At 59.7% G+C, this 16636-nt stretch carries 17 protein-coding genes; 4 read left to right on the forward strand and 13 right to left on the reverse strand.

The annotated features are described in order from the left end of the window. Window positions 1-13 precede the first annotated feature (13 nt). From FIV05_RS00660 to FIV05_RS00675, 4 genes are all read right to left on the reverse strand, one after another. A complete protein-coding gene (locus FIV05_RS00660) occupies window positions 14-652 on the reverse strand; it encodes a GNAT family protein (RefSeq protein ID WP_023002011.1) in 639 nt (212 codons plus the stop codon). Between the two features lie 29 nt (window positions 653-681). Next, a complete protein-coding gene (locus FIV05_RS00665; protein WP_031269731.1) occupies window positions 682-1971 on the reverse strand; it encodes a pitrilysin family protein in 1290 nt (429 codons plus the stop codon). A gap of 4 nt (window positions 1972-1975) precedes the next feature. Then, entirely contained in the window at window positions 1976-3382 is a 1407-nt protein-coding gene (gene thrC, locus FIV05_RS00670) for a threonine synthase (protein ID WP_152508328.1), read from the reverse strand. 229 nt (window positions 3383-3611) lie between these two features. Then, window positions 3612-4208, reverse strand: a complete 597-nt coding sequence (locus FIV05_RS00675; protein ID WP_023002014.1) for a YqgE/AlgH family protein — start codon at window positions 4206-4208, stop codon at window positions 3612-3614. Window positions 4209-4392: 184 nt separating this feature from the next. On the opposite strand from FIV05_RS00675, the gene FIV05_RS00680 reads away from it, so the two are divergent. Beyond that, window positions 4393-5214: a protein-disulfide reductase DsbD domain-containing protein gene (locus FIV05_RS00680; RefSeq protein WP_152508329.1), complete on the forward strand. Its 822-nt coding sequence runs from the start codon at window positions 4393-4395 to the stop codon at window positions 5212-5214. A 131-nt stretch (window positions 5215-5345) separates the two neighbouring features. Then, window positions 5346-5834, forward strand: a complete 489-nt coding sequence (locus FIV05_RS00685) for a peroxiredoxin (RefSeq protein ID WP_055657820.1) — start codon at window positions 5346-5348, stop codon at window positions 5832-5834. A gap of 269 nt (window positions 5835-6103) precedes the next feature. On the opposite strand, the gene FIV05_RS00690 is transcribed toward FIV05_RS00685, so the two are convergent. From FIV05_RS00690 to coxB, 8 genes are all read right to left on the reverse strand, one after another. Continuing rightward, window positions 6104-6865: an SURF1 family protein gene (locus tag FIV05_RS00690; RefSeq protein ID WP_152508330.1), complete on the reverse strand. Its 762-nt coding sequence runs from the start codon at window positions 6863-6865 to the stop codon at window positions 6104-6106. A 27-nt stretch (window positions 6866-6892) separates the two neighbouring features. Next, window positions 6893-7288 (reverse strand): DUF983 domain-containing protein, encoded by a 396-nt coding sequence (locus FIV05_RS00695; protein ID WP_031269732.1) that lies wholly within the window; start codon window positions 7286-7288, stop codon window positions 6893-6895. Window positions 7289-7368: 80 nt separating this feature from the next. Then, entirely contained in the window at window positions 7369-8241 is an 873-nt protein-coding gene (locus FIV05_RS00700) for a cytochrome c oxidase subunit 3 (protein ID WP_152508331.1), read from the reverse strand. A gap of 45 nt (window positions 8242-8286) precedes the next feature. Further along, window positions 8287-8895 carry a cytochrome c oxidase assembly protein gene (locus tag FIV05_RS00705; RefSeq protein WP_023002020.1) on the reverse strand — a complete coding sequence of 203 codons (609 nt, stop codon included), beginning with the start codon at window positions 8893-8895 and terminating at the stop codon, window positions 8287-8289. A gap of 10 nt (window positions 8896-8905) precedes the next feature. Continuing rightward, window positions 8906-9067 (reverse strand): hypothetical protein, encoded by a 162-nt coding sequence (locus FIV05_RS31490; protein ID WP_023002021.1) that lies wholly within the window; start codon window positions 9065-9067, stop codon window positions 8906-8908. Between the two features lie 4 nt (window positions 9068-9071). Beyond that, window positions 9072-10007, reverse strand: a complete 936-nt coding sequence (locus FIV05_RS00710; protein WP_152508332.1) for a heme o synthase — start codon at window positions 10005-10007, stop codon at window positions 9072-9074. A 150-nt stretch (window positions 10008-10157) separates the two neighbouring features. Further along, complete coding sequence (gene ctaD, locus FIV05_RS00715) at window positions 10158-11753, reverse strand: cytochrome c oxidase subunit I (RefSeq protein ID WP_152508333.1); 1596 nt, start codon at window positions 11751-11753, stop codon at window positions 10158-10160. Between the two features lie 77 nt (window positions 11754-11830). Further along, window positions 11831-12733, reverse strand: a complete 903-nt coding sequence (coxB, locus tag FIV05_RS00720; protein ID WP_173013968.1) for a cytochrome c oxidase subunit II — start codon at window positions 12731-12733, stop codon at window positions 11831-11833. Between the two features lie 623 nt (window positions 12734-13356). Between coxB and FIV05_RS00725 the strand changes: the two genes are divergently transcribed. Then, the gene (locus tag FIV05_RS00725; RefSeq protein ID WP_228866686.1) at window positions 13357-13839 is read left to right on the forward strand and encodes an invasion associated locus B family protein; all 483 of its coding nucleotides are present in this window, start codon (window positions 13357-13359) and stop codon (window positions 13837-13839) included. A gap of 82 nt (window positions 13840-13921) precedes the next feature. Here FIV05_RS00725 and FIV05_RS00730 read toward each other — a convergent pair whose 3' ends face one another. After that, on the reverse strand, window positions 13922-15715 hold the full coding sequence (locus tag FIV05_RS00730) for a monovalent cation:proton antiporter-2 (CPA2) family protein (RefSeq protein ID WP_152508335.1): 1794 nt from the start codon (window positions 15713-15715) through the stop codon (window positions 13922-13924). 300 nt (window positions 15716-16015) lie between these two features. Between FIV05_RS00730 and FIV05_RS00735 the strand changes: the two genes are divergently transcribed. After that, a complete protein-coding gene (locus FIV05_RS00735) occupies window positions 16016-16630 on the forward strand; it encodes an AraC family transcriptional regulator (protein ID WP_152508336.1) in 615 nt (204 codons plus the stop codon). The last annotated feature ends 6 nt before the right edge of the window (window positions 16631-16636 follow it).

The raw sequence follows: 16636 nt of genomic DNA on the forward strand, positions 1-16636 counted from the left end.
GTTGTGGCGCATGTCACAAGAATTCTTTCAAGATTCCCTCGACGCTCGGTGCCACCTTTTCAGGTCGCGACGCATGGTCTTCCGCCAAACAGGCAAACAGAAGATGATCCTGCCAGGTCCCGTTAATTAACAGATAGTTGCGTGCGTAGCCTTCCCGGTGGAACCCGGCATTTTCGAGCAGACGGATGGACGGCATGTTCGTTGGCAGACATGCCGCTTCAATACGATGAAGGTTCAACACGTCGAAACAAAACGGCAAGATCATGGCGACAGCCGAGGACATATGTCCTTTTCCGGCGTGCCGCTCGCCCATCCAGTAGCCAAGTGTCGCAGTCTGGCTGACACCCCTGCGGATATTACTGAGTGTCAGTCCGCCGAGGATCTCGTTGCTGCGCGCGCGAAACAGAAGGAACGACAGGCTGCGCCCTTCCTTGCGATCCTTCGAATAGCGGCGCAAGCGGCGACGAAAGCCGGTTCGGGTCAGGTCATCGGACGGCCAGAGCGGTTCCCAGGGCTTCAGGAACGCCCGGCTTTCCCCGCGAAGTTCCGCCCAGGGCTTGAAGTCGTACATGATTGGCGGGCGAAGATAATAACCGCCGGCCTCGATCAGAAGTTCAGCGTCAGGTGTTGCTCCCGGCCGTAACAGCGCCATGCCCCACTCTCCGGCTTGTTCTGTCCGACTTACATGGATGCGGCTCGCAGGACCGGGCTTTGCTGAAGCCGTCCTGCGAGTTCGTCCGCAGTCATGATACCATCAACCGGCCCGATCGCAGTCAGGGTCGGCACCGTGCCCACGAAAGTTTCGTGTGCGACCCTGCGGATATCGGCAGCCGTCACGGCTTCGATCTTCGAGGAAATCTCGTCCGGGTCGAGCACGCGATTGTGCACGAGGATCTGTCGGGCAATCTGTCCGGCGCGGGCTGCCGGGCTTTCCAGCGCCATCATCAGTCCCGCGCGGATCTGCGCCCTGGAGCGGGCGACTTCCTCGTCGGTGATCGTCTGGGTGGCGGCGATCAGTTCGTCCACGATCATCGGCATCAGCGCAGCCAGGTCTTCCTGGCTGGTGGCCGCATGCAGGCCGAACAATCCGGTATCGGAAAACGCCCAGTGGAAGCTGTAGATGGCGTAGCAAAGGCCGTGCTTCTCGCGGATCTCCTGGAACAGACGAGACGACATGCCACCGCCCAGGACCGATGCCAGGATCTGGATGGCGTAATAGTCCTTGGACTTGTAGGGTCGGCCTTCGAAACCGATCAGAACCTGTGCTTCCATCAGTTCCTTCGGCCGAAGGGTTTCCCCACCGCGGTAGCGTGCTTCGGATTCCGGAGCTGCAGGCTCGGAGTTGAAACCACCGAACTTTTCGCGGGCAAGAGCGACAAGCTCTTCATGATCAACCGCGCCAGCAGCGGCCAGCACCATGTCGGGCGCCCGGTAGCGATCGGCGAGATAGGCGTTGAGTGCGTCGCGGTTGAACCCCTGCACCGTTTCCGGCGTTCCGAGGATCGGCCGTCCGATGGCCTGGTCCGGCCAGGCGGTTTCCTGGAACAGGTCAAAGGCCTGATCGTCGGGGGAGTCGTTTGCCGCGCCGATTTCCTGAAGGATCACATGTTGTTCGCGCGTCAGCTCCTGAGCATCGAATGTGGAATTCTGCAGGATGTCAGCGAGAATATCGACCGCAAGCGGCGTGTCTTCAGCCAGGATACGCGCGTAGTAATTGGTGTGTTCGATGCTTGTGGAAGCGTTCAGCTCACCACCGACGGCCTCGATCTCTTCTGCGATGCCGCGCGCCGTGCGGGTCTTGGTGCCCTTGAAGGCCATATGCTCCAGAAGATGGGTTATCCCGTTCTGATGCACATTCTCCGCGCGGGACCCGGTCCGCACCCACACGCCAAGAGCCGCCGTCTTCAGATGAGGCATCTGGTCGGTGACGACCGTCATCCCGTTATCGAGAATTGTTGTTTGTACTTTCATATGCTCACACCCCAGCAGTAACGGCCCGGGCGTGATCTTCGATGTATCGCTCCACCACGCCCTGATCCGCCGCCAGAACCTGCTGGCGCTCCTCCGCACTCATCATATCCTTCAGGTTTTCCGGCAGCTCCGGCCGGTTTCCTGAAGCCCGTTCCACCGCATCCGGGAATTTGGCCGGATGCGCCGTGCCCAACACCACCATCGGTGTCTCACCGTTATCATGGTCTTTCGCCACATGGACACCGATTGCCGTGTGCGGGTCCAGCAGATAGCCTGCCTCGTTCCACAGTTCGGCAATGGTCGATGCCGTTTCGTCCTCGTCGCAGCGGCCTGCTCCGAAGACCGCGCGCATGGCGCGGAGCGGACCTTCCTCGATCTCGAAACTGCCGGACTGGCTCAACTGGTTCATCATGCGCCGGACTGCCGCGCCATCGCGTCCGCACACCTCCGCCAGAAGCCGTTCGAAATTGGAGGACACCTGGATGTCCATGGACGGAGAAATGGTCGGCGTCACGCCGCGCTTTTCATAACGCCCGGTCTTGAGTGTCCGCGCCAGGATGTCGTTGACATTGGTCGCCACCACCAGCTTCTCGACTGGAAGCCCCATCTGCATGGCGGCATAGCCGGCGAAAATATCACCGAAGTTGCCGGTCGGCACCGTGAACGAGATCTTGCGATGCGGCGCACCAAGGGCAGCGCCTGCGACGAAATAATAGACGATCTGCGCCAGGATCCGCGCCCAGTTGATCGAATTGACACCGGAAAGGGCAACCCGGTCGCGGAAGGAAAAGTGGTTGAACATGCCCTTGACGATGGCCTGGCAATCGTCAAAGTCGCCGTCGAGTGCCAGGGCATGAACGTTCTTTTCCGCCGGGGTCGTCATCTGGCGGCGCTGCACGCTTGAAACGCGTCCGTCGGGAAACAGGATGAAGATATCGGTGCGCTCGCGCCCGCGGAAGGCCTCGATGGCAGCGCCGCCGGTGTCTCCGGATGTTGCGCCGACAATGGTCGCGCGCAAGCCGCGCTCGGTCAGGACATAGTCCATCATCCGGCCAAGCAGCTGCATCGCGACGTCCTTGAACGCCAGCGTCGGGCCGTGGAAGAGTTCGAGGATGAAAGTGTTCGGTCCGGTCTGGACAAGCGGCGTCACGGCCGGGTGGCGGAAGCCGTCGTAGGCTTCTGCAATCATGGACTTCAGATCGTCTTCGGGAATGGCGCCGGCCACGAAGGGCGAAATAACCTCGAAGGCAACGTCCTGATAGGGTTTACCGGCGAAAGACGCGATGGTGTCGGCATCAAATTGCGGCCAGGTTTCGGGTAAGTAAAGTCCGCCGTCGCGTGCGAGCCCCTGTAGCAGGACATCGGAAAATTCCAGAACTGGTGCTTCACCACGCGTACTGATGTATTTCACCGCGCAACGTTCCTCTTGCTTTGTTTGTCGCGGGACGCCCGCGTCCCCTGCCTGTTTGCCAGACCTCTGATGCGAGAAGGATCAGCCTACTTGAATTCCGGCAGATTTGAAACAAACCATGCCATTGATGCGACTTACGCGCCATAACATTCAAGCGCAAGTCGCTTTTGGCTAAAATGATGACCGTGGAGAGACAAGTTTTGCGAAACCGGCCGTGACGTCAGCACCGTCAGGCATGCCCTGCATCGGCATAAAGCATGGCTGGATCGATACCCATGCTGGCAAGCGCGCGATGCCATTTCTTGTCGGAGGCCTGATCGAACAGAATGTCCGGATCGGCCGGGGCCGTCAGCCACCCATTGGCCTGGATTTCGTTTTCGAGCTGCCCCGGAGCCCAGCCCGCATAACCGAGGGCCAGCATGGCCTGGGTGGGGCCAGTCCCTTGCGCAAGCGCCCGCAGGATCTCCAGTGTTGCCGTCAGGCAGATGCCGTTATCAATGGCAAGGGTCGACTGGTTCAACATGAAATCGTCGCTATGCAGCACGAAGCCGCGTTCGACCTCCACCGGACCACCCTTGTGGACGCTCATGTCGCGGACTTTCGACGGCAGGCGAATGGCACCATCGTCGTTGACGATATCGAGTTGTATCAGAAGCTCTTCCAATGACAGATGGCGAGCCACCTGGTTCACCACGAGGCCCATTGCCCCCTGGTCGGAATGAGAGCACAGGTAAATCACAGAATGTTCGAACCGGCTGTCTGACATGCCCGGCATCGCAATCAGAAACTGACCTTCAAGGGAATCTGTTGCTGCGGATCCGGCCATGCGTACCTCGTTTTCTGTTGACGCTCTCTGCCCAGGGGAAAGCATAGCCCCTTTGCCAGGCTTTGTTAATGTCTGTTTGTGCTCGCCGAATGGCAACCGGCTCACTTCAGCGTCACAAGGATATGACCTGGATTGCCCAGTCTGGTCGATGACGCTTGCCTGAAACTCGTGTAGCAAAGAAGGCATGAAACGCTCTGTCCTTGCCCTTGCGCTCACTCTTTTTGTTTTTGCTTCGCCTGTCCATGCCGCCATGACCGGCTGGACGGAAGTTCAGGGAGGCGCCGTCAGGCTGATCGCCTCGGGCCCCATGAAGGACGGCCACTATGAAGCCGGTTTGGAGTTCCTTCTGGAACCGGGCTGGCACACTTATTGGCGCTATCCGGGCGAAGCCGGAATTCCGCCCCAGATCGATACGACCGGAAGCGCAAACATCAAGACCACCGAGGTGCTCTATCCTGCGCCGGAGCGCTATGACGACGGCTTTTCTGAATCAATCGTCTATCACAATGGCATTGTTCTGCCGCTGCGGGTCGAACCTGAAAATCCCGATCAAGCCGTGACGCTTTCCCTGGACGTTTTCTTTGGTATCTGCAACGAGATCTGCGTTCCCGGAGAGTCCTCCCTGACGCTTGACCTGACCCCGGATGCCGAGACCGACAGCCTTGCCCAGACACTGATCCTCCGAGACCTCGAGGCCGTGCCTGCCACCCAGCCGTCCGCGGATCTGAAGATAAGTGCGATAGCGCTGTCGGCATCGGGCGATGCGGTGGAGATCGAGGTCCAGGCACCTGAAGACACCACGCTGGATCTTTTTGCAGCAGCTCCCGAAGGCTCCTATATCGGCCTGCCTAAACCTGCCGGCCAAGGCGGTGAAAAGACGCTCTGGCGTTTGTCACTCAAAGGCATGAAAACAACCGAGACCGACACAGATCTGCGCCTCGTGCTGACTGCGGGCGGTCGCGCGGTCGAGCAGCTGTTTCCCATTGATCCGGCCTGGGTGAAATAGAAACTGCCTCCTGCCGGTCTGCCCATCGAACCGCTTTTGCCTCAACTTCCCTCGACGGATGGCCAACAAAGCCCTATCTGTGTCGCGGGGCTGCCGTTTCGCCGCAGCCGGTCAATCAAGGGATATTCACTATGACACTTTCTGTTGGGGATCGTCTTCCTGAGGCAACATTCAACACCATGACCGCGGACGGCCCCGGCGAAATATCGACTGGCGAGCTGACATCCGGCAAAACCGTTGTGCTGTTCGGCGTGCCGGGTGCCTTCACCCCGACCTGCCACATGAACCACCTGCCGGGCTTCATCGAGCATGCGGAAACGCTGAAGAACAAGGGTGTCGACACCATTGCTGTCCTGTCCGTGAACGACGTCTTCGTCATGGACGCCTGGAAGAAAGCCTCCAGCGCCGGCGACAGCATTACGTTCCTGTCCGACACGGCTGCCGGCTTTGTCGAAGCCGCAGGCCTCGGCCTCGGGCCGGCACCGATCTTCGGTCATCTGCGCTCACAGCGTTTCGCGCTGATTGCCAAGGATGGCGTGATCACCTTCCTGGCGATTGAAGACGCTCCGGGCGAAGCCGTGAAGTCTGGTGCTGCCGCAATTCTGGAAGCACTCGGCTAAGCTGTTGGCTGAATGATTTTGAAATGACGAAGGGCCCTGCGGGGCCCTTTTTTTGATCGTCCCCTCTCAACAGGTCATCCCGGACGCAGCAACGCGGAGATCCGGGATCGGAGAGCCGAGGGCTTATCAACATGGCTGCTGACAAAAGTGACGCCGTGCCCCCCCCGGCCCCGGCTCGCGCTTCGCTTGACCGGGACGACGACCGAGAGCCTGTGTTTTTCCGCCCCCCGTCGCCAAGTTCTTTCGTGTCACGAGGCCACCAGCACCGCCTATTTGCTCGACGTTTCACCCGCCTGCCGTTTGCGCGGCCAGAGGATGCTTGCAGCGTAGGCGAGATAGACACCGATCAGCGTTGCTGCCAGACCAAACCAGGTCAGCGCGTAGCCGAGGTGATCGTTCTTGAAATGAACGATGGTCTCCCCCGCCTGCGGCAGACCGGAAGGCGGTGTGAAGGAAGCGTCGAGATCTATGCTGAAGGGAGCCAGCCTGGCGGGATCGAGGCCCAGTTCTGCTGCCATGGCGTCCGTGTCACGTGCGAACCAGATACGATCTTCCCGACCTGGTTCAGGCGTTGTCCAGTTCGGCTTTTCACTCAGCCGCAGAAGTCCGGTCAGCTCCCAGGCGCCATCAGGCGGCGTGATTGCCTTTTCGCGCGTGGCCTTGTCGAGCCCTTGTGGAAGGAAGCCGCGGTTGACCAGAACGACCCACTGCTGGTCCGTTTCAAAGGGTGCATAGACCATCACCCCGGGCCCGCTTGCTCTCCCGACCGGATCAGTCAGCGCGGTGTAATAGAAGACTGCCCCTTCCAGGAAACGTCCGGTGAGCCTGACATGGCTATAATCGTCGGAAGGTGCAAGGTCGCCCCAGGCCGCTGGTTCGGGTGCTGTTTCCGGTGGGGTCGAAACACCGGCTTCCACCTGTTCGATGAGGTTTTCTTTCCAGGCGAGGCGGTCAAGCTGCCAGAAACCGAGATTGAGCAGAACCACCAGGGCCGCGATGGCGGCGAGTGTCGGAATAACGAGTTTACGCATGGGATTGTCTTCCCGGGACCCGCCCGGTCAATTGTCGTCCTTGCCGGTGTCCAGTTGGCCTTCGGCGGCCTTGTGCCGGAACTGAAGTGCGATCATGAGGCCTTTCAGCGGTCGAAGCACTCCACCGGCCAGCAGGATCGTCAGCGGCAGCCAGAGGACCAGGTGTACCCAGATCGGCGGCTGGTAGGAGAGCTCAACGAAGAGCACCAGACCGACCACGATAAACCCGACGATCATGATGACAAAGACCGCCGGGCCGTCACCACTGTCGGCGAAGGAGTAGTCGAGCCCGCAGGCCATGCAGGATTTCTTGACGCTCAGGAAGCCGTCGAAAAGCTTCCCCTGGCCGCAGCGCGGACACTTGCCCGACAGGCCTGCGGAAACCGGATTGACCGGTGGAAAATGCGCCTTGTCTTCCATGATGTGCCTCAAGCCTCAACTGAAATGAAAACGCCCGATCCGGTGGCCGGATCGGGCGTTGCTCGTGCCGGTTTGGCGCGATCCTAGTGAGCGGCCGGTGTGCCTGCGCCCCAAATGTAGATGGAGACGAACAGGAACAGCCAGACGACGTCAACGAAGTGCCAGTACCATGCGGCGGCTTCGAAACCGAAGTGCTTCTCCACGGTGAACTGACCAGCCAGTGCCCGGAACAGGCAGACGGCCAGGAAGATGGTGCCGACGATAACATGGAAACCGTGGAAACCGGTCGCCATGAAGAAGGTCGCGCCATAGATGTTGCCGCCGAAATCGAACGCGGCGTGCATGTATTCATAGACCTGGCAGATGGTGAAGAGAACACCCAGCAGAACCGTAAGGGTCAGGCCCCACTTCAGGCCATCGCGGTCATTGTGCAGCAGCGCATGGTGTGCCCAGGTGACCGTGGTGCCGGAGCACAGCAGGATCAGGGTGTTGAGCAGCGGCAGGTGCCAGGGATCGAACGTTTCGATGCCAACAGGTGGCCACTGACCGCCGGTAGCCTCGACGCGTGCAAACTGGATGGCTTCGCTGGTGAACAGCGACGCATCGAAGTAGGCCCAGAACCATGCAACGAAGAACATCACTTCCGAAGCGATGAACAGCAGCATGCCGTAGCGAAGATGTAGCGAGACCACCCGGGTGTGGTGACCCTGAGCGGATTCGCGAACGGTGTCGCGCCACCAGCCGAACATCACATAAAGGACGATCAACAGCCCAATAGCGAACAGGCCCCAGCCGGTGAGATCCAGGCCGAGCAGCACGAATTCCATGCCCTGTGCGTATTTCATGAAGCCGATGGCACCCAGTGCCATGACGAACGCACCGACGGATGCGATGAACGGCCACGGACTCGGATCGACCAAGTGGTAATCGTGGTTTTTGGTATGTGCCTCAGCCATCGGCAAGCTCCCCAAAGACAGTCATTTCAAGCGCGGATGCGCCAATCACTCGAATTTTGTTTCAGCTGCGGCCTTCTCGGCCTTTGCTGCAACAGGACGTTCCGGTTCTTCTACCGGGAAGAAGGTGTAGGACAAAGTGATTTCCTTCACGTGTTTCAGCTCAGGATCCTTGTCCATTTCCGGGTCGACGAAGAAAACGACCGGCATTTGAACAGTCTCGCCGCTTTCCAGCGCCTGCTCGGTAAAGCAGAAGCATTGCAGCTTGTTGAAATAGGCCCCGGCGGTCGGCGGCGACACGTTGAAAGTCGACGTGCCGACGGTCCTGCCGGAACCCGTGTTGGTTGCCACATATTCCAGTTGAGCGGTTTCGCCCATCTGGAGCGTGACCGAACGCTGCACCGGTTTGAATTTCCAGGGCAGCTCATGATTGACGTTGCCGTCGAAGCGCACGGTGATCTTGCGGTCGATGATCACGTCGCTTTCAGCCGTGGCAACCTGTGTGGTGCCACCAAACCCGGTGACACGGCAAAAAAGATTGTAGAGCGGCACGGCGGCATAGGCCGCCCCGACCATGAACATGAACACGCCAGCGCAAACCACCGCGACCTTGCGGTTGCTGCGTGACAGGTTTGAAGTGTCTTGTCCGTTGCTCACACGATCTCCCTCAAAGCGCCCGGTCCAGGATACCGGGGCCCAGTTTGACGATGGTCACGACATAGAACAGCACGACGAGGCCGCCGAGCACGCAGGCGATTGCAATCGACCGCGATCGGCGCTTCTTCTTCTGCTCTTCGGTGAGTGCAATGCCCTGCTCTTCCTTGGCCATCACGTCACGCTCCTGCAATCAGGCTCTCACCCAGAAGCAGGGCGAACAGCATGAACAGGTAGAAGATTGAAAACTTGAACAGACGCCAGCACGCGGCCTTCGCCGGATCGCCCTCGCGCTTGCGCCAGACGTCAAAGGACAGGCCGACGAAAATGGCACTCAGAAGAGCGGATGCGATGCCGTAGACGGGGCTTGCAAAGCCAAGCAGATAAGGTGCGACACCGATGGGTGCGAGCAGGATGGCGTAGGCAAGAATATGATGCCGTGTCACGGTCTCGCCGGCGACAACTGGCAGCATCGGGATCTTGGCGGCCTGATAGTCGCCGTTCTTGACCAGTGCCAGCGCCCAGAAGTGCGGCGGTGTCCACATGAAGATGATCAGGAAGAGCACGAAGCTTTCCAGGCTTACGCTTCCGGTAACGGCTGCCCAGCCGATCATCGGAGGAAACGCCCCGGCTGCGCCGCCGATAACAATGTTCTGCGGCGTCGAGCGCTTCAGCCACATCGTATAGACGATCACGTAAAAGAAGATGGTGAAGGCCAGGAACGCACCGGCAAACCAGTTGACCAGAAGGCCGAGCAGCACAACCGAACCGATGGACAGCGTCACACCGAAGGCAAGCGCTTCCTCACGCGTGACCTTGCCGGCCGGGATCGGCCGCTTGCGGGTGCGCGTCATGACTTCATCGATGTCGGCGTCGTACCACATGTTGAGCGCGCCGGAAGCGCCTGCTCCGATGGCAATGCACAGGATCGCGACAACACCCAGCACTGGATGCACGGAGCCCGGTGCCAGCATCAGGCCGACAAAAGCGGTGAAGATGACCAGAGACATCACTCGCGGTTTCAGGAGCGCCACATAGTCGCTCACCGATCCCATGCCGCCGTCCCAGACAGCGGTTTCCTGGCTCATCGTATCCTGGCGCTCAACGAGCGACATAGGCGCGTCCTTTGAATTCTTGTTTTCGATCGCGATCCGGGGATCGCGCGTCCGGGTGCACATGGCCCGGCAGTTTTCTTGAAAGGGAGCACCGCGCCGGCAACCGGCGCGGTGCTGATCTTGACCGGGAGGCGAACCTCCCGCCGCGATTTACTTGATGCGCGGCAGGGTCTCGAACTGGTGGAACGGCGGAGGAGAAGACAGGGTCCACTCCAGGGTCGTTGCACCTTCGCCCCACGGGTTGTTGCCGACAACGCGCTTCTTGGAGAACGCCTCAACGATACCGAAGAGGAACACCAGAACCGCAAAGGCCGAGATGTAGGAGCCGATGGACGACACGAAGTTCCAGCCGGCAAACGCATCCGGGTAGTCGACATAGCGGCGCGGCATGCCGTTCAGGCCCAGGAAGTGCTGCGGGAAGAACACCAGGTTCACGCCCACGAAGGTGATCCAGAAATGGGCCTTGCCGATCGTCTCGTTGTACATGTAGCCGAACATTTTCGGGAACCAGTAGTACCAGGCCGCGAAGATGGCGAACACGGCGCCGAGAGACAGCACGTAGTGGAAGTGAGCAACCACGAAGTAAGTGTCGTGGAACGCGCGGTCGAGACCGGCGTTGGCGAGCTGCACACCTGTCACACCGCCAACGGTGAACAGGAAGATGAAGCCGATTGCCCAGACCATAGGCGTGCGGAACTCGATGGAACCGCCCCACATGGTCGCGATCCACGAGAAGATCTTCACGCCGGTCGGAACCGCGATCACCATGGTGGCGGCCACGAAGTAGGCCTGCGTCTCGGAGGACATGCCGACGGTGTACATGTGGTGCGCCCACACGATGAAGCCGACGACGCCGATGGCGACCATGGCGTAGGCCATGCCGAGGTAACCGAAGATCGGCTTGCGCGAGAAGGTGGAAATAATGTGGCTGATGATGCCGAAGCCCGGCAGGATCAGGATGTACACTTCCGGGTGGCCGAAGAACCAGAACAGGTGCTGGAACAGGATCGGGTCACCGCCACCGGCAGGTGCGAAGAACGTGGTGCCGAAGTTACGGTCGGTCAGAAGCATGGTGATGGCACCAGCCAGAACCGGCAGGGACAGCAGCAGCAGGAACGCGGTGATCAGCACCGACCAGGAGAACAGCGGCATCTTGTGCAGGGTCATGCCCGGCGCACGCATGTTGAAGATGGTCGTGATGAAGTTGATGGCACCGAGGATCGAGGAAGCACCAGCAATGTGCAGGGACAGGATCGCCAGATCCATAGCCGGTCCGGGCTGACCGGACGTGGACAGCGGCGGATAGATAGTCCAGCCGCCACCGACACCGTTGGAGCCCGGAGGACCTTCAACGAAGAGGGAGAGAAGCAGGAGCAGGAAGGCCGGCGGAAGCAGCCAGAAGGAGATGTTGTTCATCCGCGGGAACGCCATGTCCGGCGCACCGATCATGATCGGCACGAAGTAGTTGGCGTAGCCGCCGATCATGGCCGGCATGACCATGAAGAAGATCATGATCAGACCATGTGCGGTGGTGAACACGTTGAACAGGTGCGGATCACCGAAGATCTGCATCCCCGGCTCCTGAAGTTCCATCCGCATGCCGACGCTGAGCGCGCCGCCAACGATACCTGCCATGATAGCGAACATCAGGTACATGATACCGATGTCCTTGTGGTTGGTCGAATAGACCCAGCGGCGCCATCCGGTCGGATGGCCATGTGCCGCATGTGCTTCGGTCGCAGCCATTTTGGGCTCCCTCTTTCAGACTTTCTCAGCGGCGCTGCATGTCATCGCGCGCATCGCCAAACAGGATCGTCGCCGCATTATTTCGCGGCGACAGAGATCTCTTCCAGCTTGCCTGCGGCAGCCACTTTCTTCGCATCGGCGATCGATGCCAGGAGCTGCTGGTTGGCAGTGTCCAGATCGTCCTGGGCGGCAGTTGACCAGGTCTGGAACTGATCCTTGGAAACCACCCGGATCGCGATCGGCATGAAGGCATGGTCCTTGCCGCAAAGCTCGGAACACTGACCGTAGTAGACACCTTCCTCGCGAGCGTGGAACCAGGTTTCGTTCAAACGGCCCGGGATGGCGTCGATCTTGACGCCGAAGGACGGCATCGCGAAGGCGTGGATAACATCTTCGGAGGTCACCTGGACGCGAACAGTGGTGTCGACTGGAATGACGAGATCGTAGTCAACGGACAGAAGGCGCGGAACTTCGTTGAGCGTCACGCCGCGAGCTTCTGCAACAGCCTGGCGCTCGTCGTCCTTGACCATGATGGAGTCGAAGGAGAGCTCACCCATGTTTTCATCGGTGTACTCATAGCCCCAGTACCACTGGTACCCGGTCGCCTTGATGGTCATCTCGTATTCGGGAATGTCCAGCTGCTTGTAGAGCAGGCGGAAAGACGGGATCGCGATCACGACCAGGATCAGGATCGGAGCAACCGTCCAGACCACTTCGATCATGGTGTTGTGCGAGGTTCTGGACGGAACCGGGTTCGCCTTCGAGCTGAAGCGGGTCATGCAGACGATCAGCAGCGCAAGCACGAACAGCGTGATTACGGTGATGATCACCAGGGTGAACCCGTTGAACCAGGTAATGTCGTCCATCACATCGGTGACAGAGGCCTGAAAGCCCAGCTGCCATTCCTTGATGCCGGATTCCGCTGCCAGGGCCGCCGTCGACACTCCAGCAAAAGTTGCCGCCGCACCGGCCATAGTCATGAGACGCTTGAAGACTGCCTTCACGTCCGCGCTCCCTTCCCTCATCCGCCTGAAATGGCGGAAAATGCTAAATTTCCGGACTCAGATCCGGTCCAATCCGGTGCGGCAGTAGCGGGCTTGGCGGCGCTGCGCAAGCCAAATCTGCTGCGTCCTGGAGTTGGACAAGGTCATGAGTTTGACCGGACTATAACCACAAACTCATATAAAGGGCGATGGCTACCATCGGGCATAGCGGCGATGTGCCGCATCATTCCACCGACACCTTTGAGCCGCACAAAAACCACAAGAAACGCCGGGCTGCAACGGAATTTCCAACTTTTCACAGCCACCTGAAGCTCTCTGCCATTTGACACGGGTCAAGGACATGCGAATTTTCGACAAGAATTGCGGCTAATCCTTAGGTTCCTGAACCGCCGGACTGGAAACGTGCGCCGTCATGCGGCAATGTCTGGCCTAGAATTACACCTTGATTCGCCAAGCAGGCCGCATCTTTTTGTGCCGGGCCGACCAAAAGCGAACCGGACAACGATTGACTGGAGGATTTCTTGTCAACCCAATTGCCGCAGTCACTGGCTGCCCGCCCTAACGGACGTTCCAGACTGTCTTTTTCCAAACTCGCGGCCATTGCCGGGATCGTCTTCAGTTCGTTGACTTACGGAAATCTGCCCGCTGCAGCACAAGGCGAGGTCCGCTCGACTCACGGCGACTGGCAAATGCGCTGCGACACGCCTCCCGGTTCCACCGGTGACCAGTGCGCGCTGATCCAGAACGTCACCGCGGCCGACCGGGAAAACGTCGGACTGTCCGTGATCATTCTGAAAACCGCCGACAAGCAGGCCCGCATTCTCCGGGTTCTTGCACCGCTCGGCGTGTTGTTGCCGTCCGGCCTTGGCCTCAGGGTCGACAACGCCGATATCGGCCGGGCCGGCTTCGTCCGCTGCCTTCCGAACGGCTGCATTGCCGAGGTCATTCTCGAAGAAGATCTGCTGAGCAAACTGCAGGCCGGCTCTCAGGCGACCTTCATCATCTTCCAGACCCCGGAAGAAGGGATCGGCATCCCGATTTCGCTGAACGGGTTCTCCGCAGGCTTCGACGCCCTGCCCTGACACGGAAACGCAAGCAAACAAACGAAAGGCGCCCAATCGGTGCCTTTTTTGTTTCCGAAATTCTGGTGATGTGCCTTGCCGTCTATTCCGCGGCTGGCGCGTCAGGAGCGTTCGCCTCCATCGACCGGCGCGGTGTCACCTTGTGCAGCTTGTCGGCGCCGGCAAACATGCCCTCGCGCAATTGCTGGGCAAGCCGCTCCTCGTCCCGGTCGCGCACGTCTTCCTCGATCTGGTCGATCCGGTCGAGGGGAGTTCCCAGTGCTTCGAGCGCCGCCCGGCCGAAGACGACGCTTGATTCGAAGGTTTCACGAATCTGGAAATCGACGCCACGTTTGGTGAGATCCAGCATATGTGCGCGGTCCGTCGCCCGGCAGAAGATCAGTGCTTCGGGAAAGCCTTCGCGCACGAGGTCGATGGCCTTGCCCATCACCTTGTCGTTCTCGATGCACATGGCAACCAATGTCGCCTTGCCTGCCCCTGCCGCCGCCAGGACGTCTGCCCGCGTGGCATCGCCGTAATAGACCTTGTAGCCCTGCTTGCGGGCGTAGGCGATACGGTCCGGCCGATTGTCGATGGCGGTGATCTCAAGCCCTTCGGATGTCAGGAACTGGGCCACCACCATGCCGAAGCGGCCGAAGCCGATCACCAGCACGGTTGGTGTTGCCTCCTCGAATGTTTCGATCGACGGGTTTTCAACACCCCGTGCCTTGACCCTGGCCGCCAGCCGGTCCAGCCCGAGACAGGCAACCGGCGTCAGCAACATGGTCAAGACCACAATCGCATTCAGCTGGTTGACGGCCTGATAGCTCAACAGGCGCTCGCCGACAGCGGCGGTGAACAGGACAAACGCGAATTCACCACCCTGAGGCAACGTGACGGCGATGCGCAATGCATCGGAATTCGGCGAGCCGGTGCCCCGTGACAGAGCCCAAAGGAATATGCCCTTCACGCCCATCACACAGATGACGCCGATTGCGAGGATTTCCCAGTGGGTCATCACCAGGTAGATATCTAGCGACATGCCGACGGCGACAAAGAACAGGCCCATGAGCAAAGACCGGAAGGGCTCGATGTCGGCTTCAAGCGTATGGCGGAAACTCGATTCGGCCAGCAGTACACCTGCCAGGAACGCCCCGAGCGCCATCGACAGGCCGACCGCATGCATGATGCCGGCACTGCCAAGAGCGACGAGGAGAGCGGCTGTCAGCATGACCTCGCGCGCGCGGCTTGCCGCCAGCAGCAGGAAAATCGGCGACACCAGATATCGGCCAGTCAGGACAACCGCGGCCACCGCCGCCAGAACGATCATGATCTCGCTCAGGATCTGGGTGTAGGTGGATGGCCCTTCCCCTGGCGCCAGGATGGCAACCATCGCAAGCAGTGGCACGATGGCAATATCCTGAAGCAACAGGATGCCAAACGCGCGTTGGCCGTAGGCTGAGGAAAGTTGTCCGCGTTCCTGAAGGATCTGCAGCGCGAACGCGGTGGAAGAAAGCGCCAGGCCGAAGCCAGCCACCAGGGAGGTGGTGAAGGAATAACCGAACAGCCGTCCTATGGCGTAGAAGGTCACACCGGTCAGTAGCACCTGGGCCGTTCCAAGGCCGAAGATGTCACGCTTCATCCGCCAGAGTTTTCGCGGGTCCAGCTCCAGACCGATGACAAACAGCAGCAGGACGACGCCTAGCTCGGCGACATGGAGCACGTCCTCGCCGGAGCCGAGAAGCTTAAGGCCATGCGGGCCTATAACGGCTCCGGCAGCGAGATAACCGACCACCGATCCAAGCCCCAGCCTTTTGGCGATCGGAACGGCGACGACCGTCGCGGCCAGAAACACGATCGATTCGGCAAAAAACGGAGGGGCTCCTTCTGCTGCCATTCCTTCTCCTTAACCGCATGGTCCCGACACGTCGCCTTCTTGTTTCAGGCGACTTCGGCTCACTTCAACGATATCAGAGAATACGCCCTATCCTTTAATCAAATCCAGCGACTGCAGCAAAAAAGTGCTTTATTTTCAATCAAAGGACAGCCCCACGCGCCAAGAACCGCACAAGCTGATTGCACGCCGGATATTTGCTGCGTAGCGTTGCAGGTGTCCGGTGAAACAGTCTGGCAGGCAACCTGTGGGCCAAAGGCTGGCTATCTGTCCCTGTACTCCAAGACGGAGCCCTCGCAACGCATGTCCGATCTGTTTGCCTCAATCGATGCCGCACGCCTTGCCTGCGGGTTTCTGCCGCTGTCTCAGATGATGGAAATCCTGGACGGCAATCATGTTCTGGATCCCTTTTCCACACTGGTTTCCGCAGGCGTATCGGCGGGCAAGAACAACATCTTTTATCCGGGCGTCACGCTGAAGGCGTCATCCGGAGCGGAGATCCGGCTGGGCGACGACAACATTGTGCACTCCGGCAGCCATTTCGAAGCGTCGAACGGCAATATTCTGATTGGTAGCAAGAACCAGTTCGGCGAAGGCGGATTTACCGCCAAGGCCAACAGGCCCGGCGCGGAAATCCGGATCGGAAGCCATGGCCGGTTCCTCAACAACCCGGCCCTGTTCGGCAGATGCATGCTGGGAGACGGCAGTCAGATCCTCGGCAATATCACGGTCGACACCTGCACGCTGTCGGACGGAGGCTCCTTTCAGGAAGATGATCCGGACATGAGAGGCGGTCTGCTGAAAGGAAGCGGCGTTGCCAGGAACCTGAGCGTGGCACGCGGCATGGTGATAGCCGGAAACGGGAGCTTCAGTTCGGAAGACCTGCTGCCTCAAAGGCACTTTCACCCAAAGCCCTGACTGCAA

The organism is Labrenzia sp. THAF191a (genome assembly GCF_009363335.1).
GTDB classification, from domain to species: domain Bacteria; phylum Pseudomonadota; class Alphaproteobacteria; order Rhizobiales; family Stappiaceae; genus Roseibium; species Roseibium algicola.